This window comes from Pokkaliibacter sp. CJK22405 (genome assembly GCF_046614695.1).
Lineage (GTDB): Bacteria > Pseudomonadota > Gammaproteobacteria > Pseudomonadales > Balneatricaceae > Pokkaliibacter.
In genome coordinates this window covers 192,047-214,227 of sequence record NZ_JBKKHQ010000007.1, presented here as the reverse complement: position 1 = coordinate 214,227, position 22,181 = coordinate 192,047, and the positions used below count along the sequence as shown (strand labels likewise).

At 55.7% G+C, this 22,181-nt stretch carries 17 protein-coding genes and 1 tRNA gene; 6 read left to right on the top strand and 12 right to left on the bottom strand.

Translation table 11 applies throughout. The features are described from left to right. Positions 1 to 13 precede the first annotated feature (13 nt). Complete coding sequence (locus ACKC9G_RS04080; RefSeq protein ID WP_411403662.1) at positions 14 to 364, bottom strand: hypothetical protein; 351 nt, start codon at positions 362 to 364, stop codon at positions 14 to 16. A gap of 336 nt (positions 365 to 700) precedes the next feature. On the opposite strand from ACKC9G_RS04080, the gene ACKC9G_RS04075 reads away from it, so the two are divergent. Then, entirely contained in the window at positions 701 to 1,465 is a 765-nt protein-coding gene (locus ACKC9G_RS04075) for an undecaprenyl-diphosphate phosphatase (RefSeq protein ID WP_411403661.1), read from the top strand. 4 nt (positions 1,466 to 1,469) lie between these two features. Here ACKC9G_RS04075 and ACKC9G_RS04070 read toward each other — a convergent pair whose 3' ends face one another. Beyond that, complete coding sequence (locus tag ACKC9G_RS04070; protein ID WP_411403660.1) at positions 1,470 to 3,182, bottom strand: SulP family inorganic anion transporter; 1,713 nt, start codon at positions 3,180 to 3,182, stop codon at positions 1,470 to 1,472. A gap of 206 nt (positions 3,183 to 3,388) precedes the next feature. Here ACKC9G_RS04070 and ACKC9G_RS04065 point away from each other — a divergent pair, with 206 nt between their 5' ends. Further along, a complete protein-coding gene (locus ACKC9G_RS04065; protein ID WP_411403659.1) occupies positions 3,389 to 4,249 on the top strand; it encodes a LysR family transcriptional regulator in 861 nt (286 codons plus the stop codon). Positions 4,250 to 4,268: 19 nt separating this feature from the next. Here the strand turns inward: ACKC9G_RS04065 and ACKC9G_RS04060 are convergent, their stop codons facing one another. Next, on the bottom strand, positions 4,269 to 5,051 hold the full coding sequence (locus ACKC9G_RS04060; RefSeq protein ID WP_411403658.1) for a TSUP family transporter: 783 nt from the start codon (positions 5,049 to 5,051) through the stop codon (positions 4,269 to 4,271). Positions 5,052 to 5,363: 312 nt separating this feature from the next. Here ACKC9G_RS04060 and ACKC9G_RS04055 point away from each other — a divergent pair, with 312 nt between their 5' ends. Both ACKC9G_RS04055 and ACKC9G_RS04050 read left to right on the top strand, forming a co-directional pair. Then, positions 5,364 to 6,992, top strand: a complete 1,629-nt coding sequence (locus ACKC9G_RS04055; protein ID WP_411403657.1) for a glucan biosynthesis protein — start codon at positions 5,364 to 5,366, stop codon at positions 6,990 to 6,992. Positions 6,993 to 7,430: 438 nt separating this feature from the next. After that, positions 7,431 to 9,416 carry a methyl-accepting chemotaxis protein gene (locus ACKC9G_RS04050; protein WP_411403656.1) on the top strand — a complete coding sequence of 662 codons (1,986 nt, stop codon included), beginning with the start codon at positions 7,431 to 7,433 and terminating at the stop codon, positions 9,414 to 9,416. 98 nt (positions 9,417 to 9,514) lie between these two features. On the opposite strand, the gene ACKC9G_RS04045 is transcribed toward ACKC9G_RS04050, so the two are convergent. The 7 genes from ACKC9G_RS04045 to ACKC9G_RS04015 all read right to left on the bottom strand — a co-directional run bounded on the left by ACKC9G_RS04045 (position 9,515) and on the right by ACKC9G_RS04015 (position 16,504). Further along, a complete protein-coding gene (locus ACKC9G_RS04045) occupies positions 9,515 to 10,153 on the bottom strand; it encodes a DUF4396 domain-containing protein (protein WP_411403655.1) in 639 nt (212 codons plus the stop codon). Between the two features lie 158 nt (positions 10,154 to 10,311). Continuing rightward, positions 10,312 to 10,388, bottom strand: a tRNA-Met gene (locus ACKC9G_RS04040). 91 nt (positions 10,389 to 10,479) lie between these two features. Next, positions 10,480 to 11,379 carry an ABC transporter ATP-binding protein gene (locus tag ACKC9G_RS04035; RefSeq protein WP_411403654.1) on the bottom strand — a complete coding sequence of 300 codons (900 nt, stop codon included), beginning with the start codon at positions 11,377 to 11,379 and terminating at the stop codon, positions 10,480 to 10,482. Then, entirely contained in the window at positions 11,376 to 12,491 is a 1,116-nt protein-coding gene (locus ACKC9G_RS04030) for a FecCD family ABC transporter permease (protein WP_411403653.1), read from the bottom strand. Before ACKC9G_RS04030 ends, ACKC9G_RS04035 begins: the two co-directional genes overlap by 4 nt. Before the next feature lie 8 nt (positions 12,492 to 12,499). Next, on the bottom strand, positions 12,500 to 13,522 hold the full coding sequence (locus ACKC9G_RS04025; protein ID WP_411403652.1) for a FecCD family ABC transporter permease: 1,023 nt from the start codon (positions 13,520 to 13,522) through the stop codon (positions 12,500 to 12,502). Beyond that, on the bottom strand, positions 13,519 to 14,499 hold the full coding sequence (locus ACKC9G_RS04020; protein ID WP_411403651.1) for an ABC transporter substrate-binding protein: 981 nt from the start codon (positions 14,497 to 14,499) through the stop codon (positions 13,519 to 13,521). The genes ACKC9G_RS04025 and ACKC9G_RS04020 overlap by 4 nt, the downstream gene beginning before the upstream one ends. A gap of 67 nt (positions 14,500 to 14,566) precedes the next feature. Next, positions 14,567 to 16,504 carry a ligand-gated channel protein gene (locus tag ACKC9G_RS04015; RefSeq protein WP_411403740.1) on the bottom strand — a complete coding sequence of 646 codons (1,938 nt, stop codon included), beginning with the start codon at positions 16,502 to 16,504 and terminating at the stop codon, positions 14,567 to 14,569. Positions 16,505 to 16,745: 241 nt separating this feature from the next. Here ACKC9G_RS04015 and ACKC9G_RS04010 point away from each other — a divergent pair, with 241 nt between their 5' ends. Both ACKC9G_RS04010 and ACKC9G_RS04005 read left to right on the top strand, forming a co-directional pair. Then, entirely contained in the window at positions 16,746 to 17,672 is a 927-nt protein-coding gene (locus tag ACKC9G_RS04010; protein WP_411403650.1) for a LysR family transcriptional regulator, read from the top strand. Between the two features lie 226 nt (positions 17,673 to 17,898). Continuing rightward, on the top strand, positions 17,899 to 18,588 hold the full coding sequence (locus ACKC9G_RS04005) for a TetR/AcrR family transcriptional regulator (protein ID WP_411403649.1): 690 nt from the start codon (positions 17,899 to 17,901) through the stop codon (positions 18,586 to 18,588). 149 nt (positions 18,589 to 18,737) lie between these two features. On the opposite strand, the gene ACKC9G_RS04000 is transcribed toward ACKC9G_RS04005, so the two are convergent. Together ACKC9G_RS04000 and pncB are read right to left on the bottom strand one after the other, a co-directional pair. Further along, positions 18,738 to 20,696, bottom strand: coding sequence for a methyl-accepting chemotaxis protein (locus tag ACKC9G_RS04000; RefSeq protein WP_411403648.1), 1,959 nt, complete (start codon positions 20,694 to 20,696; stop codon positions 18,738 to 18,740). 177 nt (positions 20,697 to 20,873) lie between these two features. Beyond that, complete coding sequence (gene pncB / locus ACKC9G_RS03995; protein ID WP_411403647.1) at positions 20,874 to 22,082, bottom strand: nicotinate phosphoribosyltransferase; 1,209 nt, start codon at positions 22,080 to 22,082, stop codon at positions 20,874 to 20,876. Between the last annotated feature and the right edge of the window lie 99 nt (positions 22,083 to 22,181).

Sequence of the window (22,181 nt, the reverse complement as noted above, 5' to 3'; positions counted from 1 at the left end):
TCGCTGTCGCCCATCAATACGCCAGCTTTTTATCTGCCAACCGGTTCATACAGGCTAAAAGCCGACTTAAGGAGAAAGGCTTTACCAGACATTCGGTATGCTCACCCAGAAGAGAGACATCCATCATCTCGCTATCTTCCAGAAGCAGTACCGGGGTTCTCATCCCGGCAGTACGAATCCGCTCGATTCCCATCTGATCCCTGGCCTCTTCACCCAAAATCACCACATCGTAGCTGCCTTGCTGTAACTGAAATAAAAGTTCAGCACCAATATGGCTTCGACGTACGTCATGACCTGCCGCCATCAACCCTTGCAGGGTATAGGCATCCAGACTAGGGCGAGCTTCACCAATTAACACTTTCATTCCGCTTTCCTGCGTTTGTACGGAAGGTCGCAGCAAATGACTTCCATTTCAGAACATCTGTTTCCGCGCTGCCTTGTTCCGCAATCAAGTGGCTGTACCAAGGGTATAATGTAACTGCTTTGTAAAATCAAGTTAGGCAATATTATAGAACGTACAAGCAGAATCACGTCAAACGTTAATTATCGTGATTTTTTTCATACAGCCCCTAAAAAACCATTCATTCCTGACATTTAATTCAAATTTATCGATATTCCTCACACCAAAGGCTTATGCGATGATAGCCCGCGTTTTGAACTCGCTACGTACATCTAGCTCCCTAAACGGAAACCGCACCTTATGGATATATTGCAAGCCGCTATTCTGGGCCTGATTGAAGGTCTGACAGAATTTCTGCCCATCTCCTCGACCGGACACATGATTGTCGCCAGCCAATGGCTGGGGATGGACCAAAGCGCAGAAAATACGGCTTTTGAAGTCATTATTCAGCTGGCTGCCATTCTCGCCGTCGCCGCCAGTTACCGCGAAAAGCTGACCTTCAAGCACACCCGGCTTTGGACTCGGGTCTTTATTGCGTTCCTGCCAGTAGCTGCGGTGGGCTTTCTTTTCAGCCATCAAATCAAGGCGCTATTTTCCAGCCAGATCGTGGCCATTATGTTCATTGTCGGCGGGGTTATCTTCCTGATCGTCGAATACTTCTATAAAGAAGAGAATGCCGGGACCAAGGATGTCGAAGATGTAAGCATGAAACAGGCGGTATGGATTGGTATTGCGCAGGTTTTTGCGCTGATCCCGGGCACCAGCCGTGCAGGTTCCACCATTATTGGGGCCATGCTGGTGGGGGTGAACCGCAAAGCCAGCGCGGAGTTCTCCTTCCTGCTGGCATTGCCGGTGATGCTTGCAGCCAGTGGTTACGACCTGCTTAAGCACTACCATGAGTTCAGCGGCGAAGCAGCACTGCCGCTTCTGGTCGGCTTCGTAATCGCCTTCTTCAGCGCCTGGGTAGTGATCAAGCTATTCCTGCGCTTCCTTGCGCACTTCACCTTTGTTGCTTTCGGTATTTACCGCATTGCCTTTGGCCTGCTGCTACTGGCGATCATGTAACAGCTTAGATATGCCACTCAGGTGCTGGACCAGGGTCAGGCACCTGAGCCCCCTTAACTCTTTCCTTGCGATAAAACTTCTTCACTTCATCATCAGAGAGAAAGGCTTTGTCGGCATTCAGGCTGGCAAAGGAGGAAGAGCGCTCAAGCCTGCGCCATACCTGCATTTTAACGCCCGCTAAACGCAGGCAGATTCCCCGCTTGCGAAGTAGCTCACTGAGTTCACCCAGACACTCTATGCCGGTGGCGTCGATATCATTAATACCACTGCAGAGCACGACCACATCTTTCGTGGCGGGCGAAATATGATCGAGGATGAAGGCTTCAAGTGCCGGCGCTGTCGTGTAGATCAGCGCAGAGTCCATACGCACGACCAGCACATCTTCTGCCAAGACCGGCATGTGGTAACGCGCGCGGTCGCGAAACACGCCATCCTCATGAACTCCGGCCTCTATTATGCGCGGACGACTGCGACGATAGACTGAAATCAGCATAGCCAGCAGGAAACCGGTCAGGACGCCCCAGTGAAGTTGCGGTACCGACACCAGAGTCGCGATAAAGGTAACTGCAGCCGTCACACCATCTTCCGGGCAGCTTTTACCTACGCGGGTAAAGACTCGCCAGTCCAGCAAATTGATCACAGGCACAATAATGACCGCGGCAAGAACACTGGTAGGCAGATACGCCAGCGGATGAGTGAAGAACAACAAACAAAGCGCGACGCAAAGTGCGGCAAACACGGAAGACCAACCGCTGGTGGCACCAACATACAAATTCAGTGCTGAACGTGAGAACGAGCCGGAAATAGGAAAGGCACCAAAGCTCCCGCTCGCCAGCTTCGCCAGCCCCTGCCCGATCAGCTCCTGATTTTCATCCCAGCGCTCTTCACGCTTTCTCGACAAAGTACGGGCACTGGACATCGCCTCGGTAAAGCTGACCAGCGCAATAATCAATGCGGCTGGCAGAAGCGAACGATGCTGCTCAAAGCTGATGCTATCCGGCAGCACTAAGGAAGGCAGGCCGTGAGGAAGCTCGCCCACCACCGCTCCACCCAGCTCCTGATACCCTGTCAGATAGCTGAGCGCAATTCCAAGAATACAGACATAGAGTACGGCGGGTTGCCTTGGGAAAAAGCGCCGCGCCAGAAAGAGAAAAGTAATGGAGCCCAACCCCACCAGTAGCGGCAGAATTCCATCCCCATCAAACAACCCGGCTTGCCACTGGTGAAGATTTCCCAGATTCCAGTGACCAAAGCCCAGCAAAGCCGGAAGCTGGGAAGCAATGATGATCAGCGCTGCGGCATTGATGAAGCCTTTCAAGGCAGGGAAAGAGATAAAGTTACCAATCGCTCCCAGACGAAAACAGCCCAGCGCCAGTTGAATCACGCCAGAATAAATCGCCAGCCAGATGGCCAGAGTGACCCAAAGCACCGAACCCGGAGTCGCCAGCCCCTGCAGCGAGCCAAAGGTCAGCAGACTGGTCAGTGCCACCGGGCCAGCCGCCAGTAAAGGTGAAGATCCCCAAAGCACACCAATAATGCTGGGGATCATTGCCGCATAAAGCCCGGTTTGTGGTGGCATACCTGCCAACGCAGCATAAGCCACGGCCTGAGGTACCAACACCAGCCCAACACTAAACCCGGCTCGCGCATCCGCCCAGAGTGAGCCACGGCTGGGTTTAGGCCAACCGAGAAAAGGTAACCATCGGCGAATATTCATAAAGGCTCCTGCGCTGAAGCGAGAACGAGTGGGCGGGTTCTGGCGAGCGCTCATTATATTTTTTTTAAAGAGTTATAACCTGCCGAAATATTGATATTCCATATCAATAGGATTGTAACGCCCATTTTTATCGCACAAGACACTGTCCGCCACCCTGATTCCATGTTGGAATAGATGAGTTCGCTTTTTTTGCTGCTGGAGCCCACATGCTGCTGGAAGGTCTGGAAACACTCGCGGTACTTGCTCGGGAAGGCACGATGGGGAAAACAGCATCGCGCTTGTACCTGACCCAATCTGCGGTGAGTAAGCGAATTGCCACACTGGAGGCCCGCCTGGGACGAAAGCTGATTGAGCCAGAAGGCAGGCATATCCGCCTGACACCGGAAGCCCAGGTACTGCTGAATCAGGCCAATCCGAGTCTGGCCAAGCTTAAGGCGATTCTGTTTGAGCAGATGAGTGAGGTTGATACCAGCGTATTGAACATCTCAGCCTCAGAGCCAGTACTCGCTGGGCATCTGGGGCCTTTCCTGGCGGAGTACCTGAGGCATGATCCCTACATTAGTATCGGTGGGCACCGAACGCCGACTATCGTGGAGCGCGTCCGAAGTGGCGACCATGCCATCGGCCTTTGTACCGGGCAGTTGGGACAGCTACCGGGGCTGACCCTGGAAGTGCTGAAAGAAGAGCCGATGCTGCTGGTCTATGGTGGCGACCTCAGGGCAAGGCAGGCCGAAGTCGAAACAGATGACATGCTGGATTGTCTCTGTATTGATCTGGCCATCGCTTCGAACCGCTATCTGAAGGATGAGATGCAGGCATTGGGGCTTCGCCCCGCCAAGGAGCTGAATTCCCACTTTGCCATTGCCCAGTTGGCGCGCTCTGGCTACATGCCTGCCCTGCTGCCTTCCAGTATTGTCACCCTGCTGAACATTCCGGCAGCAGCCATACACCCGCTGCCAGAAAGGGGAGAAGTCTCAAGACCGGTGAATTTGCTCTATCGTCAGGGGGTGCTCAAACGTCGGCGTATTGCAGCGCTGATTGATGCATTACGCGCTTACTTCGCTTGACGGCTCATAACGATATCCATCAACCCAGGCGCTGCAGTACCTCGGCGCCGTACTCATCCCATAGCAGCTTGCTGGACATAATCAATGACATGGCCACCAGCAGTGGACGAATCAACCGCACCCCACTAGACACCACCATCCGCGAACCTAACCGTGCGCCGATAACCTGGCCGCACGCCATGCAAAGACCAGTGACGATATAAACCTTGCCGCCAATCAGAAAGAACACCAGCGACGCCACGTTTGCGGTGAAGTTCAGGACCTTGGCGTGCGCAGTCGCCTTGGCGATACCAAACCCGGCCAAAGCCACAAATGCCATGGCAAAGAAAGAACCAGTCCCCGGCCCGAAGAAACCATCATAAAACCCAACCCCTGTACCAACGAGAAACGCGAAGGGCACAGCCGATAACCGGCGATGGGAATCCTGATCACTCATTTTGGGCGAGAGCAGAAAATACAGGGCAAAGCCCATGAGTAGCAGAGGCAACAATTTGGCCATGGCCTGCGCATTCACCCATTGCACACAGAGCGTACCCACCACGCTGCCTGCAGCAGTGCAGACGATGGCAAGATACAAATCCTTAAGCACCACCAGCTTCTGACGCCAGAAATAGTGAGCCGAGGAAAAGGAGCCAAAGCAGGCTTGCAGCTTATTCGTGGCGAGCGCCTGAGTCGGTGGAACACCTGCGGCCATCAGTGCCGGGATAGTAATCAGCCCTCCGCCGCCCGCCATGCTATCAATAAAGCCAGCCACCAGTGCCGTTGCCGCCAGCAGTAACAAGGTTGTCAGTTCCAGTTCCATGTCCGCCCCAGCCTCTTCAGGGTGCTATTGAATGGCGCCAGAGTAACAAGCAGAGGAAGGCAGCGATAACGAAACCTCGGCACCCAACCCATTCCCACAAGGAATAAGTAGACTTATATCTCGGTACTCATGGGGAAGAACACGGCTGCAATAGAACGGACTGATACATCCTGAACTATCCAAGGATGCACTGAACTGGGTATTCTTGACCTTTGCTGCTGAGACAGCATGCGCCGCCACCTTGCCCAGCGGGTGGAATCTCATGAACTGAGTTGCCTGTATGAACGACAGCGCTCCTGATTTTCTCGGACTATGAAACGACGCGACTTTCTTAAAAAAGCAGGTACTGCGAGTGCCGCCACTGCCGCCATGACCACGTTGTCCGCCGGCCCTTTCCAGCACGTGTTTGCAGCCTCTTCTGCTCCCGGCGTGCAAACCTTTGGCAAAGCAGCCGCTTTCTCTTTCGACACGCTGAAACAACAGGCGAAAGAACTCTCCAGCCAGCCCTACGACGGCTCCATTCCGCCGCTACCCGAAACTCTTGCGCAGCTGAGTCGCCCCCAGTTTGATGATATTCATTACCGTAACGAGAGTGCGCTCTGGAGCAAGTCAGGTACCAAAATTCGCGCTGAATTCTTCCACCTGAGCCCCTTTTTCCGCCGCCCGGTGAGCCTTTATGAAGTCTCTCAGGGGCAGGCGCGCCAGCTGCGTTACAGCCCCGACCTGTATGATTTCGGCCGTTCCGGAGTGAACGCCAAGGTTCTGCCCGAAGACCTGGGCTTTGCCGGTGTGCGTTATTACCTTGATAAAGACTGGGACCGCGACGTTGTCTCCTTTCTGGGCGCAAGCTACTTCCGTGCGGTCGGTAAAGAGATGCAATACGGCCTGTCTGCACGCGGCCTGGCAATTAACACCGCGATGGACACCCCGGAAGAGTTTCCGGACTTTGTCAGCTTCTGGCTGGAGCGTCCTCAGGCGAAGAGCAAAACCACGGTGCTCTATGCCCTGCTTGACTCACCGAGCACGACCGGCGCTTACCGCTTTGAAATGACGCTGGGCGATAATGTGGTCATGCACGTCACCGCGACGCTTTACCCACGCAAAGATATCAGCCGTCTGGGTATTGCCCCGATTACCAGCATGTTTATGGTGGGCGAAAATGACCGTCGCACCAGCTGGGACTGGCGTCCGGAAATTCATGACTCTGATGGTCTCGCCATGTGGAAAGGCAATGGCGAATGGATCTGGCGTCCGCTCACCAATCCGCGCCACCTGGGCTTTAACGTTTTCACTGACACCAATCCCAAAGGCTTTGGTCTGATGCAGCGTGATCGCAAGTTTGATCACTATCAGGACAATGCCTTCCATTACGAAACGCGTCCTGATCTTTGGGTAGAGCCCTTAACGCCCTGGGGTGAAGGCTCTATTCAGCTGGTGGAAATTCCGACGCTGGATGAGACCTTCGATAACGTGGTCTGCTACTGGAATCCGAAGACACCGCTGCTCGGTGGTCAGGAGTTCAGTATGGAATACAACCTCCACTGGGGAACCCGTCCGCCTTATCTGCCCGAACGGGCGATGGTAGTGGCGACCTATACCGGCCTGGGTGGCGAGATCGGCCAGCGCCGTGACCACTTCAGCCAGCACTTTACCATCGACTTCGCTGGTGGCGCGCTGAACGAGCTACCCTCCGGAGCACAGATTGATCCGGTCATTACTTTAAGTAACGGTCAGATCGAGCGCTTAAGTGTGACAGCACAACCCCAGATCAATGGCTACCGTGTCATGTTTGATCTGGTCCCACCCGATGACAGTGAAAATCTGATCACCATTCGCATGTATATCAAGAATGGAGACCAGGCATTGTCAGAGACGTTCCTGTATCAGTGGGCGCCCCCTCCTGCCAGCGAACGCCTGCTGCATAACCCCGGTCATCTCTAGGGTTATAACCGTTGAGAAGCACCAAAAAAGCGCAGACCTCTGCGCTTTTTTGGTTTCCTGCGCCTGGCAAACTTCGTTCCTTCCTTACCAACCACCTGCCGCCAAATGCCCCTGATCACGCCAGCCAGAGCGAACCACAGGTTAGCAGGCGGCTCGCTAGCCACCGCATAGCAACCTATGTGTATGAATTCCATTGATGACTGGCAAGACTTTTGCTGAGAATTACGCAAGGACTGTCTAACCTTCCTCTCCTGACTCCTCCTGACGCCGAGGAGAACCTAAGAGCCAGGAGACCGGACCCTCCGCCACCGGGTCTGCCCGCCATTGACAGGACAAAGGTGTGAACCTGCCAGAATCGCAGTAGGCATGTCACGGGTTTCAGTGTGCAGTCGATAAGGTCTTTGCCCTATGCTCTTGCTCAGCCCTTTGATTCACTTGATGAATCGGATTTCCTACGCCGCCAAGTTCATTCTTGTGAGCTTGCTGTTCTTTACGCTGATCGCCGCACTCGCTGTGATGGTGGTCGATAACTACAACCAGGCCATTCATGAAACCCGCAAGGAACTTGATGGTCTGGCACAGGTACGAGCCCAGTATCCTCTTTATGAAGCCTTGTCCCACGCCCGCGATGCTCGTGTGGGTTATCGCTCCTTTGCCAACAAGCGCCTGAAAGGCGTACTGGATACCCAGAGCGAAGCCAGTGCGACGCTGCTGGATGCCTACGATAGCTCCGCGCTGGAGGAATTTCCAAAATCCGCCGAGCTTTGGAAGGATGTGGTTGCCAGTCATCAGGAGCGTCAGTCAGCCATCAAGGAGTCCACTCAGGGCCTGAATGAGCTTTTCGCCGAAGAAGCCGTGCCGGTGCAAAAACAGATCGCCATGCTGGAAACCCTGGCCTGGGAAAGCGGCTTGACCCGTGATGAAAACGAAAAGATAGCCCTGTCGATTTCCTTCGCCATCAACACCCTGCTGGAGCTGAACGAATCCCTCGACTCACTTCGCGCCTATGGCCTTGAAATCACCAGTGAACGCTATCTGGGTAACGTCAACAAAGACCTGCTTAATAACGCGATATTCCAGGTAAAAGCCGAGAAAGTCGCTTACGACACTGCCGCCGCTGCGCTTAAAGACCATAGTAATGACGAGGTCGCCACCGCGTTGGACACCGCCTCAACCCAATACGATGCCCTGATGACACTGGTGGATCAGCAGATTCTCAATGCCTCGCGCATCAAGCTCAAAGTGGATGAGTACGACAAGGTCTTTACTGAAACGCAGCAGCCCTTGCTGGATACCAACACGGCCCTCTTTGATCAGATGCAAACAACACTGGATAAGCGCCTTTCCAGTGAAATCACCAAGCGCAACGTTGTCGTCGCGATTATCTGCCTGGTGGTACTGATTGCCCTGATGATGTACCTCGCTTTCTATCGCTCGGTAAAAATCGCCGTTGGGCAAATGCTGATTACCGCCCGCAATGTGGCTCAGGGCGACCTGACGGCTAACGTCGCCATTGAACAGAAGGATGAAATGGGCCAGCTCTCCGGTGGCTTTAACCAGATGATTCACCGCGTGCGGGATCTGATCCAGACCGCCATGAACAGCTCAACTGCGGTGGCCAGCCAGTCCGAGACCATGCAACGCGTGTCATCGGATGCCCAGCATGTGATCAACCAGCAACGACAGGATATCGAGAGCATTAACCTCTCGGTACATCAGGTGGCCGATGCCGCCCGTCAGGTGTCAGAGCATGCGCACTTTGCCGCTGAAGCCGCCTCCAGTGCCAACAGTAGCGCCAGCCTCGGCCAGAAGCAGATTACGGATGCGCTGGAAGCCATTGAGACACTGGCGAATCACATCCGCGAGTCGGCCAATCTGACCCTGCGTGTCAGCGAAGCCAGTGGCAACATCACCCAGGTGCTGGATGTCATCAAAACCATTGCCGAGCAAACCAACCTGCTGGCCCTGAATGCCGCCATTGAGGCCGCGCGCGCCGGAGAGCAAGGTCGTGGTTTTGCCGTGGTTGCCGATGAAGTGCGTCTGCTCGCTCAGCGTACCCAGGGCAGTACGGCAGAAATTGAAGGCATGATCCGGGAGCTACAGCAAGGGGTTAAAACCGCGGTTTCCTTTATGGAGGACGGTCAGCGTCAAGCGGAAACCACGGTGAGCCAGTCCCAGCTGGTCAATGAAACCCTGACAGCCATTCATAATGCGGTCTCACAGATCATGTCGATGAACCAGCAAATCGCGGCGGCCGCGGAAGAACAGACCGCCACCGCAGATGAAGTGACCGGACGCATTCGCTCCCTGAGTGAAGGTAGCGCTCAGGCGGCGGAAGCCGGTAAAGCGACGTCGGAAGCCAGCTTCAAACTGACTTCCCTGACGCAGGAGCTCAATAGCGCAATCCAGACCTTTAAAGTCTGAATCCAGTTTTAACGTCTGAATAAAAAAGCCTGAGGCATTACATGTGCCCCAGGCTTTTTTGTCTGCCCTGCGCATGCCGCTCCGGGCGAGTCAGAAGATCACATCCCGTGTTTAATGCCGCGTTTCACCAACCAGGCATTGGCAGGATAGGCCGTGGCAAAGCCGATGATCATGGCGATCTGCATCAGAAACCAGTAATCCGCCGAAAATACGCCTGGCTCTTCGGCCAGAAAACCAAAGACCGCGATACTCATAAAGCCAAACATGCCCACCTCAAAAGCGATCAGTGACAAGGCATCCGCCACCAGCGCTTTTTTAAGGGCCTTGATCCAGCGGGTTTCACCCATCTCCATCATGGGCCAGAGCTGGAAGGCAATCCCCATAATAAACGCAGCAATAAACTCACCCACAAAGTGCCCCAACAGCGCCGAGCCCAATAAGGTAAAACCAGTGAGGGAGATTAACGGTGCCGCCAGAGTGTCACCCAAGGTACAGCCGCCACCACAATGACTGGTGGAGATAAAGACACTTTGCCAGAAAGGCTTATCGCCATGGCCTTTGTGCCCCAGTGCTTTATAAATCCACCAGCCGATGACGGGCAGATAAAGCCCGGTAATTGGCCAGGTGATATTCATTACACTCATGTGCTGGGGATGACGGCGTACGTCCGCGGCAATGGCAATCGCCGTCAGGATGCCCAGAATCAGGCTGATCCAGGCCAGTGTTGTAAGTTCCATGGGGAACATCCTTTTTCACCAAGTTCTGTTTTCTTCTTGGGCAAGGCACAGGCGTGCGACAAGTGAGAAAAGATGCAAAAAGGATGAAGGCCAACAGGAGAGGCAGTATATAGGCATAAAAAAAGCGCCAACCTTTCGGTTAGCGCTTTCTTTAAATTTGGTTGCGGGAGCCGGATTTGAACCAACGACCTTCGGGTTATGAGCCCGACGAGCTACCAGACTGCTCCATCCCGCGTCTGTGGGTGTGCATAATACGCATCTTCCGGAGGAATGCAAACTAATTCTTTGAATTTATTAAAAAAAATCCCGGTGTCCGAAAGATCAGATTAGCCTTCAGCCCCGCAACGGCGGGCGTTAACGATCAATGGAGCTCCGCTGTGGGGGTCATGAATAATCTGGCATTCCACCTCGTAGAGTTCACGTACCAGTGCAGGTGTCAGCACTTGTGCAGGACTTCCCTGAGCAATAATGCGCCCGGCCTTCATGGCGATCAGCTCATCGGCATAGCGACAGGCGCTTTGCAGATCATGTACCACCATAGCCACGGTTTTGCCTTGTTCGGCAAGGTGCCGTATCAACTCAAAGACTTCTATCTGATGGCCAAGATCCAGCGCCGAGGTCGGCTCATCAAGGAGTAACAACGGTGTTTGCTGGGCAATCGCCATGGCAATCCAGGCACGCTGGCGCTGCCCGCCGGATAACTCCTCAAGCAAGCGTTGCTCCATGCCGGTCAGACTCGCTGCCGCAATAGCTTCCTGCACTGCCAGTGCATCTTCCTCGCTCCACTGTTGTAACCAGCTTTGGTGCGGCTGCCTGCCAAAGCGCACCAGATCCTCAATGCTCATTCCCTCTGGCGCCGTGGTTTCCTGCGGCAATAGTGCCATCCTTCTGGCAATCTCCCGCACCTTGAATTTTGCCAGCGCTTTACCCTCCAGAATGACCTGGCCCTTTTCAGGCGAGAGCACTCTTGCCAGCGTATTCAGCAGTGTGGACTTACCACAGCCATTTGGACCAACAATGGCGCTGACTTTGCCCGATGCCAATTGCAGATCAAGCTCCGGGATGACCAACTGGTCACCCTGTTTTACCCGCAGCTGTCGAGCCTCCAGGGTCGCGCGCGCAGGCGTGGCATGCAGACTGCGTGAATAGTGCGAAGCGTGCTCATGTCCAGAGGCAGCCTCCGCAGAAGCAACAGGAGATGAAGAGACGGTTGATACAAGCGTCATGGCTGAGTCCGATAAGCAGGGTTAAGCAGCATCCACAGAAGATACGGGCTGCCGGCAATGGCGGTGACAATACCCACCGGGATTTCCAGCGGGGCCAGCATCAGCCGACCGAGAAGATCTGCCGCCAGCATAAGAAGCGCACCGCAACAGGCGGAGGTGATCACAGGAATGCCCCGGTGCCTGCAGAGAACACGGGCAATTTCCGGCCCAAGCAAGGCCACCAGCCCAACGGGACCAGCAACAGCCACCGCCAGCGCCGTCAGCATCACTGAGAGCAACAAGGCAACAAAGCGAACCTGCGGTACCCTAATTCCCAGGCTGATACTGACACTTTCGCTGAGCTGCAGAAGGTTAAGGGCACGCGCCAGACGACAGGCAATGATCACGCCGGGGATCAGGCCAAGCGACAAAACCGCCAGCGCTTCCGGGCTGCGAGCACTCAGGCTACCAACCGTCCAGGGAAAGGCCGCATTCGCCACATCAATCGAGACTTCGCTCAGCATCAGCTGAGTCACCGCCCCCGACAGCGCACCAATCGCCACGCCCGCGATAATAAAACGATAGCCGCGCGTGCCCGTGGCACCGCCCAAACCAAATGCCAGCGCCGTCGCAGTCATCGCGCCTGCCAGCGCCATCGCCGGCGGTGCGACACTGACTGAGAGGTTAACCACTGACGCCACCGCGAAAGCTGTCGCGGCATTGTCGATCCCAATAATGCCCGGAGTCGCCAGCCGGTTTCGCGCCAGCGCCTGCATCAGGCAACCTGAAACCGCAAAAGCAGCGCCGGTGGCTACCGCCGCCAGCACACGCATCAACCGCAGCTCTCTGACCACCAGTTGCTGTAGCGCACTGCCCTCGCCGAGCAAGGCACGCCAGACCTCCACAGGCGACAGCGCCATGCTTCCCAAACCCAGTGCCAGAGTCATCACACCCAGAAGCAGCAGGATCAGGCAGAGATTCACCACTACCGGGCGCTGGTGAATGAGCACACTGCGTTGCCCCCACTTTAGGCACCAGTATCCTTTTGGCACATAGGCGGTACTGAACACCTGACCGTGCAAAGCATTAGTGGTTACAGCCGATGCCCTAACGGGCTGATGAATAAGCGCCATAACCCCTCCTAAAGACTCGGCATGCGTTTACGCCGGACGATCAGCAGCAGTACAGGCGCCCCTACTGCAGCAGTGATGACCCCCAATGGCATTTCCGCCGGAGCAGCAATCAAGCGGCAGAGAATATCGGCAGTAATCAGTAGCGTCGGGCCAATGAGCAGACAAAGAAGTAGTTGATGCCGAATATCGGGCCCACCGATGGAACGCGCCACAAAAGGAACGACCAGACCGATAAACATCACCGGGCCTGCCGCCGCCGTCGCAGAGCCGACCAGCAACGCCACGATAATAACGGTGACAAGACGCACCAGCCCGGGATGATGACCCAGCCCTTGCGCCACTCGCTCGCCCAGCGCCAATGCGGCCAGCGGCCTTGCAATCCACAGGGTTAAACCGGCGGCGAGCACCAGCGAGGGTAGAATCCAGCGTAAGGCGGCCAGATCACGCCCTGCGACACTGCCGATGACCCAGAAGCGGATCTCATCAGCGGTTCGCTCATCAAACATAAGAAGCAAAGACGTGAGTGCCATCAGCAGACTGCTAAACGTGGCTCCCGCCAGCACCAGCCGCACAGGATCATTGCCCACGCCCTGAATTCGCGCCGTCGCTAACACCAGCAGGCAGCCAAGGAGCGCTCCTGTCTGAGCAAAACCAACATTCAGCGTGGCCGCACTGGCGCCCAGCAACATGGCAACCGCCACAGCAAAGCTGCTACCGGCGCTGATCCCCAGCAGACCGGGCTCCGCAAGCGGGTTACGGGCCAGCGTTTGCATGAGGGCACCGGCACATCCCAACGCCATCCCGACCAGCAGCCCCAGTAAAGTTCGCGGCCCACGCAGCTCGAACACCACGAAGTGCGCGTCACTTGAACCTTTTCCGAAAAGTGCACTGACCGCATCGCTGGGGCTGATATCTCCGGCGCCCCACAGCAGACTGGCAAGCAGCACCAGAAACAGCAAAGCCCCCGACGCGAGTAGCGCCGGGAGCAGTGGGGAAAAAGCACGGGGAATCGAGGCGACAGCCTGACTCACGAAGCGCTTTCCTGAGCTTTCTTGGTGATCGCCTTGCGCACCGTATCCACGATTTGCTCAGCAGCCAGCGGACCGGTAGCGCTGGTCCAGATCTGACCATCCACCGGGATAACACGGTCCTCCTTGACGACATTCAGGCGGGCAAAGGCCGGAGATTTTTCAGCGGTAGCCAGCGCATCGCGGCCCTCCTTATTCAGGGTCGCCAGGAACAGCCAGTCGCCGTCGATCATGGAGAGTTTTTCCTGACTCAGGCTGGAGCTGTGCGGGCGGCCTTCCTTCACCAGACCTGCATCAGACACTGCAAAGCCCATTTGCTCCAGCAGGCTGGAAGAGAACAGTTGCGATCCCATCACCATGGCACCCTGAGGCATCCAGCGAATCAGCGTCGTTTTGCGCTCATCATCCGTGAATTCCTGAGTGAACTGCGCCTTAACGGCGGCAACCTCCTGATCCAGCGTCTTCAGGCGGGAATCCAGTTCGGCCTCGCGTCCCATCGCCTGCGCAAATACCCGTGCTTCAGCCTTCCAGCCCTCTTTGGCGAAACGCTGTACATCCGGCACCACCGTGGGAGCGATAGAAGAAAGCAGCTGGTATTGCTCCTTGCTCAGGGTCACCGGCGCCAGAATCAGATCCGGCTTCAGCGCTGCCACCGCCTCAATATTGGTTTCACGAGCTGTACCGACAATGCTGATATCCGGTACCTGCGACGCGATATAGCTGGCGACGGAATCCCCACCGCGTGTCGCTACGGCACCGACGGCCTTCACACCCAGCGCAGTCGCGGTATCCAGCGCGCCTTCATAGAGAGTAACGACGCGGCTGGGCTCACCTTCAATCCTGAGGGTGCCGTACTTGGTGGCCACTTCATGGGTGGCGGCCTGCACACCCAGAGACAGCGCCATCATGGCACCGCCAATCCAGGGCAGCAGCTTCCTGAGGACGGGTTGAGCGAGCATCGAGCGAGTTGGTGTATTCATCATATTCTGCCTGTTAAAGGTTAAATCCATCGGTTGGCGTGCGCGGTGAGTCAGCGCGCCCTGCCTTTTAGAATGACCAGTTCAGCCCAAGCCAAAGGCGACGCCCATCGGCCACATAGCCGTATTCGTCATAATTGATATCTTCATCCAGCAGGTTGTAGATACCGGCTTTCAGCGTGGTGCTGTCCGTCAGCTGGTAGCCCAGACCGGCATCCACCAGCGTGCTGGAAGGTGCGACCAATGTGCTGGAAGAAGGCGTGGTCGTCGGTTCACTCTCCTTGCCGCGATAGGTCACACGCAGCCAGGGCTTGAGGTCATCCGTTGCCTGCCAATCCAGACCAACCGACAGCAGATGACGTGGTAACTGGGTCAGGGGCTGGCCTTTGTACTCGCCGCTCAGCTGCTCGGAATCGGTGAAGGTGTAGCTGGCGGTAAAGTCCAGCGTGGGCGTCAGCTCTCCCTCAAGGCTGGCTTCAACCCCACGGGTGATGGCTTCATCCACGTTGACGCGGTAAGTCGGGTTGCTGCCATAGCTGTTGGCGCCGCCAGTACAGATCGACGCTGGGCATTCCACACGGGTGATCTTGTCTTCAAAGTCATTGTGGAAGAGCGTCAGGGAGCCGGCCCAGCCGTTATCGCCGTTGTAATGCAGGCTGATTTCCTTGCTCAGGGAGGTCTCCGGCTTCAGATCCGGGTTGCCGTAGATATCACCGCCACGGCTGGTCTGCCCCCAGTCAGAAGTCACTTCACGCAGGCTCGGTGAACGGAAACCCACCGCCGCACCACCTTTCAGCGTCCAGCGATCAGTCATGTGCCAGACCCCGTAAAGACGCGGGCTGACGTGGTTACCGTAGTTTTCATCCTTATCCAGACGAGCGCCGCCGGTCAGGCTGAAGTTCTCACGCAGCCACCACTCATCCTCGGCAAACAGTGCCCAACTGGTGTTATCGACCTGAGTACGGTCTGAAAGGGTATTGGTCGTGCTGTCCTCCAGCTCTTCTTTCTCGAAGCTGGCCCCCAGATTGAGCATGTGATCACCCAGCGGCATCGCCAGAGTCGACTTGCCCGTGGTGTTGGTGATCTCAATCTGGCGGGTTTTGTTCTTGGCGATCTCTCGCTGCAGGTGAGTATCGGTGGTGCCGATATCCCAGCGCCCGGTATGGGATACCGCAAAGTGGCGCTCGTAATGCTTGTCATCGGAGTCGGTACAGCCGCCGCGACAGCCGGTTTCCGCCAGCGACTTGCCCATGTTGCCTTCACGCTCCTGGCTGGTCGCGCCTGCCTCAAACACGAAGTCGTTATTCTCATTGGGCGTGAAGCTGAGCTTGCCGTTAATGTTTTGCAGTGCCTTATCTTCCTGACCGTTCAGCACGTTATCTTCGGAACGGTTAAAGTAACGGCCATACAATTGCAAGCCCAGCTTATCCTCGATGATGGGACCGGACAGATTGAAAGACGTCTGGCGCTCGTTACCAAACCTGCTGTGCTGCTGCAGGGTGATTTCCTGCTGAATATTGCCGTGCCATTCGTTCTGCACTTTCTTGGTGATGACATTGATCACCCCACCCATGGCATCAGAGCCATACAGCGTCGACATCGGCCCGCGCACCACCTCGATACGCTCAATGGCATCCAGTGGCGGCAGCCAATCCGTTTCAAAACCGGCGCTGCCGTTAGGCCGGGTTTCACGGCTGGCGACACGTTTGCCATCAACCAGCAACAGGGTGTAGCTGGAGGACATCCCGCGAAGGCTGATATCCACCCCGTTATCACCACCGCCACCGCCCGTCACCACAAGACCAGGAACATCACGCAGGGCATCGGTCAGGTCGGTGTAGGAATGGTTTTCCAGATCTTCGCTGCTAATCACGCTAATCGAAGCGGGGGCATCCGTCTCTTCCTGCTCGTAACCCGAAGCGGTGATCACCAGGGTATCGAGCGTAAGACTGTCTTCTAAGAAGCTGTCCTCAAGGGTGCTTTCTTCTGCCATTCCCGCTCCTGACATCAGTCCCAGCCCCAGGCCCGCGATGACCTGAAGTGAACCTGAAGCCAGTAGTCGACTTGTCTGAATACGCATTGCTTTCTCCATTACAAAGTGCGCTGCCGGGCCTGTTGCCCACATGCGCTTTCGCGCCGTCGTCTGGTTAGCGTTACCATTGATTGCCAATGATAATATTTCGCATTTGCGTTTAGCAGGTGATAGAGTTGGACACCCTGTTCCATTTTCCGGAACACAGGAGGGAATCGTGTTCGACCTGAAAGAACTGGAAGCCTTTGCCAACATCATCCGTAACGGCAGCCTCACCAGCAGTGCGCGGGAGTTGAACCTGCCGAAGTCGACCCTCAGTCGCCGGTTGAAAAATCTGGAGGAGCAGCTAAACCAGAACCTGCTGCGGCGGGAGTCCAACCGCCTGATTCCGACCGAAGCCGGGCTGGTGTTCTATCGCTACAGTCGGGAGATTCTGGCACTGGCGGCCAATGGTCAGGCGGCGTTGGAAGAGCTAAAGGAAGAGGTCAGTGGCGAGCTGGAACTGCATTGCCATGAGACACTGCTGCGCTCCTGGTTCACCCCATTGGTGACCCACTTTCTGGAACAGCACCCCAGCGTACAGGCGACGCTGAACACCCAGTTACAAGCCCCCGGCCCGGAACTCACGGGCGGGGTTCACATCTGGCTGGGCGATGCGCCCTCAACCACACTGAAAACCGAGCTGCTTGGGCGCATTACTCAAGGGCTGTATGGCCAGCCGGAATATCTGGCCCAGCAAGGCCACCCCACCCACCCCTGTGAACTGGCACGACATGCCTGGGTTGATCTCCTGGGTAGCGCAGCCCAGGGCATTGAACTGACTCATCCGGTCGAAGGCCGTTATCACGTCACCGGCTCCTCTTCACGTCTTCGGGTGGATCGGCAGATTCTGCAAAGTGATGCCATTCAGCGCGGTAGCGGCATCGGCCTGATGCCTCATTGGCTGGTGGAGAAACGCAACCTGCATCATCCCGATGCCATCGTGCCCTGTCTGCCAGAGTGGCAAGGGCCGGAGCTTGGGGTTTATCTGCTTTACCCATACGGTCACCTGTCCCGACGGCTGCAAACCTTTGTGCATTTTGTCCGCCAGCACGTCCCTGAAGGATGGCGCAGCCGGTCGCCGGCACTGGCAAAAGCCAGCTAAGCCATCACCAACAACGGTGAAGGGTCTTCAGGTAAAAGAGTGGATGCCCTTGGGACTTAAGCCCGGGCTTGGGTACACTAACACCTTGTGCTCTGGCCTTTTACACAGCAACACACCACTAAAGACCAGATGAAATGCAGGGAGAAAGCTGACAGGATACTTGCCTGTCTTGATGACAGCGCCTGAGCCTGAGGCTCTGAATCCTCCATCAGCCAAACGGATCACCATGTCGGAACAGCAGGATAACGCCAAGGGTACTGTCCGTCGTCGCCAGCGAAAACGCGGTATCGAAACCCGCGATTCCATTCTGGATGCGGCCGAAGCCACCTTCGCCAACGAGGGGCTGAATGCCTCCATGCGGCGGATCATGGCAGTGGCAGGCGTCAATGTCGCCTCCATTCACTATCATTTCGGCACCCGGGAAGACCTGCTGAACGCCGTGCTTGAGCGCCGCGCAGAAAGCATTACTCAGGCCCGTTTGGTCATGCTTGATGAGGCCCTGGCCAAGCCCGAGATTCAGCTGGAAGACTTGGTCATGGCGCTGTATTTGCCATACTTCGACCCGTCCCGCACTTCCGATCCGGGCTGGATGAACTACGTCAAAGTACGCAACAAGCTCATTGGTGAGCAGCACAGCGGAGTCAGTGATCAGGTACGCCGACACTTCAACACCCAGCATTCGCGCTTTGTCGATGCCTTCCGGCAGGTATTCCCGGACATGGCCGAAAAGGACGTGCTCTGGCGCTACCACTGCATGCTGAGTATCTCCACCCAGTCCTCAGCGATGCCGTATCGCATCATTCAGATTTCCAAGGGCCTGTGTAATCCGCGGGACTTTGACGAGCTAATCAACTACGTGATTCCGCTGGTCGTTCATATGTGGCGCGCGCCCTACCAGCCGGTCAGTGCGGAATAAATCGGGCTCACACCAAGTCTGAACATAAAAAAGCCGGGAAGATTCCCGGCTTTTTTATTTATTGCTGAGCATTTTTATCACCAGGTGATTTTGATCCTAGCGCGGAGTGCCTCTGACTCTATTGCTGAGAGCCTGAACACCCTGCCTGCTCAGGTTTTAAATTGCCCCGCCAGTTGCTGCAGCTCACTGGCTAGTTGGCTGAGCTCTGCCGCCGCCTGACTGATTTGCCGCCCTTCCTCTTCCGTATGCACGGAAGCCTCACGCACCCGGAACATGGCGCCACGGATTTCCTCACTCACTGCAGCCTGCTCTTCGGTCGCCGCCGCAATCTGAATGGCACGCGAATTAATATCAGCAATACCGTCTTTCAGTTGCTGCAGGTTGTTAGCCACGTTTTCAGTAATCTGCACGGCGGAATCCACCCGTTGCTTCGACTGCTCGAAGTCCTGAATGGCCTTGTCAGAATCCTGACGAAAACCAAGAATCATGCTTTCGATTTCACCGGTGGAACTTTGAGTGCGCTGCGCCAGAGATCGGACTTCATCCGCCACCACCGCAAACCCCCTGCCCTGCTCACCGGCACGCGCCGCTTCAATAGCCGCGTTCAAAGCCAACAAGTTAGTCTGCTCGGCAATGCTTTTGATCACATCAACAATCTGCACAATCTGCGTAGAACGCTCACTCAGAGCATGAATCGAGGTGGTGGCTTCGTTGATTTGCTGGACAGCCTGGGCAATGGACTCACGCACTTCAATACTCAGGCGCCGGCTTTCGGTCACTCTTGCATCTGCCGCACGAGTCGCATCCGACGTGGCCGTGGCATTGCCGGTAATCTCCCGCACGGTCTCCACCATCTGCTCAATAGAGGACGTCACCGTCTGGGTTTCCTGTGCCTGATGCTCCAGATGCATACGCGTGCTATCCAGCGTGACACTGGTTTGTTCAGAAGCCGCAGCAATCTGGCTACTGCCCTGTCCGATCAGCTGAATGGCCTGGTGAAAGGACTGAATCACCCGGTTTAGCTGTTGTGCGATTTGCCCCATCTCGTCCGCTGACATAACGTCTGAGCTCACTCGCAGGTCCTTCTGCTCCGAGAGCTTTTCCATGGTAAGCGCCAGATTGGTCATCTGCCTTTTGACACTGCGAATCGTCCAGAGCGCGATAAGTACAACGATGATCAGTGCCACCATTGTCAGCGCCACATAGGTCACCAGAGAGACAACCTGAGCGCGATGCACGCGGTGCACTTCCTCGATCAGGCTGCGGTTCAGGGCATCCTCAAGCTCCTTCAGCGCATTGATACGTTCGGTACTCTTGGCAAACCACTGGGTAGGGTCCTGATCAAGATTGCCGTCCACCGCGGCCTTTCGAAACGCCATTATCTCGCTCATGAAGCCCTGCTTGCCAAGAGCGTCAAATTTCTCTTGGAACTCAGGCGAGGCCGTGGTCATAAAGTCTTGCGCGTAAAAGTCCTGACCACTGGTCAGCCGGGTGAACTTCGCCAGATTCTGGGGCGACATGGCTTTGGCGCCAAAAACATTACTTAAGGTCGCACGCTCCAGTCCGGCCAACTCTTTTAGCTCGACCAAATTCGACATGGAAATCATGGAGACACTCAGCTCTACCGTGGGCGCATGACGCGCTGTCTGCACAATGGACTGAATCAACAGGCGGTTGATTGATGAGTAATAACTGACCGCTTCTGCAACGCTGATTTTCTGGTCTTCCACCTGCTGACGCACCGCAGGCAACTCAGCGAGTTTCGCCTGAATTTGCTCCATCTGGCGGGCAAGGATGGGTATTTTTGGCGGGTTGTTTTGCAGGTAGTCATTCATGCGAGCAATGGCCGCATCAACAGCGGCACGCTGTTTTTCGAGCTCTTTTTCGAAAGACTCCCCTTTCGATCCGAGAAAACCGGCGGACATGCCCCGGGATTTCTGCAGCTCATGCACCAGTTCACTGTTACTGGCCGCAAGTTCAATGGAGGACATCACCGTGGAGGCATCACTGAGGGTTTCGTAGTTCTCGTAAATCAGGCGGCCGGCAAATAACACCAGGCAGATGATCGCAGGAACGATCAACAGCAGAAGCTTGTGCACCAGTTTCATAGGCAAGGGACCCCGGCAGATCATCAGCAACCCACACAGGCCGTTCCGACTGGCTGAAGAGGGCTGACTGATCATAGAAATAAACGATGCGTCACACAGCCATCGCTTTATGTAGATGTAGAAGTCAGCCGGAGCCCTGTCAAATCAGATGCGAATCATGTTCGCTTATTAAAGCATTCACACCTTGAAGACATGCCGCAGGTAATCCACAAAACTGGGGTCTAGGCACTGGATTTTCCCCGGTGTATCAGAGATTTTCGCTACCGGCTGACCATTGCAGGAGACCATTTTGAGCACGATATTCATGGGTTCCACGCCGGGAATATCGCATGTGAAGTGAGTGCCGATACCAAAACTGACATCAATGCGGTCACGAAGCGCCCGATAGATATCCAACGCTTTAGGTAAAGTCAGCCCATCTGAGAAGGTCAGTGTCTTGGTTTTAGGATCAATACCCAGAGACTCATAATGACGAATGGCTTTCTCGCCCCATGCCAGCGGGTCTCCCGAGTCATGGCGCAGGCCATCAAACAGCTTGGCAAAGTAGAGGTCAAAATCGGCGAGGAAAGCATCCATGGTGATGCAGTCGGTCAGGGCAATGCCCAGTAAGCCTCGGTATTCACGCACCCAGCAATCCAGCGCGGCTTTCTGGCTGTCAATCAGCCGCGGGCCCAATTGCTGGTGCGCCATCAGCCATTCGTGGGCCATGGTGCCAAGGGGCATCACATCCAGGGTTCGCGCCAAATGGACATTACTGGTGCCGACAAAATGACCGGGGAAGTCGGTCTTCATGCAGCGTACGATTTCTGCCTGAACGGCATAGGAGAAACGACGGCGCGTACCAAAATCGGCAATCTTGAAGCCTGCCAATTCCTCGGTACTGGCCTGCTGTTTTAGCCAGTCAAACTTTCGGTAAAGCTGCTCCCGTGCGTCAGCTATCAGTGTATCCGGATACCGATTGCGGTTTCGCACCTCGCTGATCGTCGCCAGAATCGGCACTTCAAAAAGAATAACGTGCAACCATGGGCCTTTTAGCCGAACGACCAGCTGGCCCTGCTCAACCCCGACAGTGACGTAATCAGAATTAAAACGGAACAGGCGCAGGAAGCGAATAAAGTCCGGGGTAATGAAGCGGATCGCGGCCATAAAACCCAGCTCTTCAGCGGAAATACAAAGCTCCGAGAGTTTGTGGATTTCTTCGCGGATCTCATCCACATAGGGCGAAAGATCCTCATCGGTACGGCAGCGAAATTCCCACTCCACTTCAGCGTTAGGGTAGTTATGCAGTACCGCCTGCATCATGGTGAGCTTGTAGAAATCGGTATCCAGCAGATTCTGGATGATCTGCGATGAGAAGGTAGAGGCTGCAACTGCGGACTGAGACACCGGAATACTCCCTGGCCGTTCACCAAAAGGCCAGTGTACCCGTGAAGGCAGGCGAATGTCAGGCAGGGCTTATGGACAGTCCGGTTCTGGATGACAGAG